We start from the raw sequence: 1,615 nt of genomic DNA, 5'->3' as shown, positions 1-1,615 counted from the left end.
GGCTCGCTCGGGCTGCTGGTCGCCGCCGCGGCGGCGGCGAACGCGGCGCTCAGCGTGGGCACCACGAGCTGCCCGGCCGGGTGCGGGCCCGACGCCGGGTCGACGACGATCACCACCCCAGCGTCGTCGCGGGTCTCGGCGGTGCTCGCCAGCGCGCCGAGCCGGCCCGGGACGGCCCGGTAGAAGGTGGCGCGCAGGGTGCCGGTCACATCCCCGGCCGGCTTCACGACCCCCCGGTACGGGTCGACCAGCACCGTCCCGGCCGGGGCGGCGGGCGACCCGACCGGCGGCAGGGCGGTCAGCCCGATCTTCGCCCAGGGCAGCGGCACGCCGTCCACGGTCAACGCCAGCAGCGCCGGCCCGTCGCCGGTGAGCGGATGGTCGGGCGCGAGGGTCCACACCGGCCCGTAGCTCACGTCGCCGAGCGCGTCGATCAGCCGCCAGGTGGCGCGTACCGGGAGCTCACCCGGCGCCCGGGGGCGGCGCGGGACGGGCGGCTCGCCCGGCAGGCGCTCGTCCTCGGCGTCGCTGGCGATCTCCAACGGCCGCGGCCGAAGGTAGAGCGGAGCGCTCACGCCCAGCGGGTGCAGCGCGAACCGGCCGCCGCCCAGCGGTGCCGCCTCGACCTGGTCGTAGCCGAGCACCTGCCACGGGAACACGTGCACGGTCGCCGCCGCCGGGTGGTACGAGCCGCCCGGGGTCACCGAACGGCGGGCGGGGTCGAGCCCGGTGCCCGCCAGCAGGTGCTCGCCGTTGCGCAGGTCGAGCGAGGCGGTCCGCCGGACCCGGTGGCGCAGCTGCTGGCACCACACGGTGGCCGTCCAGCCCTCGCGCACCCGCGCCGACCAGCCCGTGACGACCTCGGCGAAGTCCTCAAGCGCGGCCGGCGTCCCCTTGCGCCGGCGCAGCGCGGTGGCGTACGCGATCTCCCGCCGGCCGGCGTCGGGCGGCAGCCCGAGCAGCGCGCCCAGGTACGGCAACGCCCACGCCGCGGCGCTGTCCGGGAAGGCGTCGTCGAGCACCCGGTCGACGTCCGCGGCGAGCAGCAGCCACTGCTCCTCCAGGGCCGCCAGCAGGGCGAGCAGCGGTGGCGGCTCGCTGCCGTCCGGCTCGGCGCGCAGCAGCGCCGGCGGCACCATCCGCATCCCGGCTGGTACGAGGACATCCCGTTCAGCCACCCGCTGCTGATCGCGGCGGAGCGGATCGCGGTGCTGGACCGGATCTGCTACCGCTACCGCCAGGGCCGCCCCGGCGCGATCACCTCCACCCGCAGCGACCGGCACTTCGACGCGTTCGACCAGTACGACCGGCTCTTCGGCTGGCTGTCGGCCACCCGGCCGGGCGACGCCGGCCTGCGGGCCGAGCTGTTCGCGCTGATGGTCAGCCACCTGCTGGTGGTGGTCGGCAACGACCACCGGATGCCGGCCGACCTGCGGCGCCCCTTCTTCCGGCGGGTGGCCCGGCACTACCGCCGCTACCGGCCGGAGGGCGGCTACCCGCGCCCCGGCGGGGTGGCCGGCCTCAAGCACCGCCTGGTGGCGGCGGACAGCTACCCGGCGTACGCGCCGCTGCGGGCGGCGCACGGGATCGCCGGCCGGCTGCGGCCCGCCCGCCC

The 1,615-nt window shown here is 77.9% G+C and carries 1 protein-coding gene and 1 pseudogene; one reads left to right on the top strand and one right to left on the bottom strand.

The features are described 5' to 3' along the window. Positions 1–1,139 (bottom strand): phage tail protein (locus ACWEVO_RS36240; protein ID WP_452311899.1); only part of this gene is annotated, 1,139 nt, incomplete at its 3' end. A gap of 6 nt (positions 1,140–1,145) precedes the next feature. Between ACWEVO_RS36240 and ACWEVO_RS36235 the strand changes: the two are divergent. Next, a pseudogene (locus ACWEVO_RS36235) lies at positions 1,146–1,615 on the top strand (CDP-glycerol--glycerophosphate glycerophosphotransferase); the annotation flags it as partial.

The sequence above is a fragment of the Micromonospora sp. NPDC003776 genome (genome assembly GCF_053605645.1).
The sequence above is the reverse complement of the archived record's forward strand: the minus strand, read 5'-3'. Positions and strand labels throughout refer to the sequence as shown.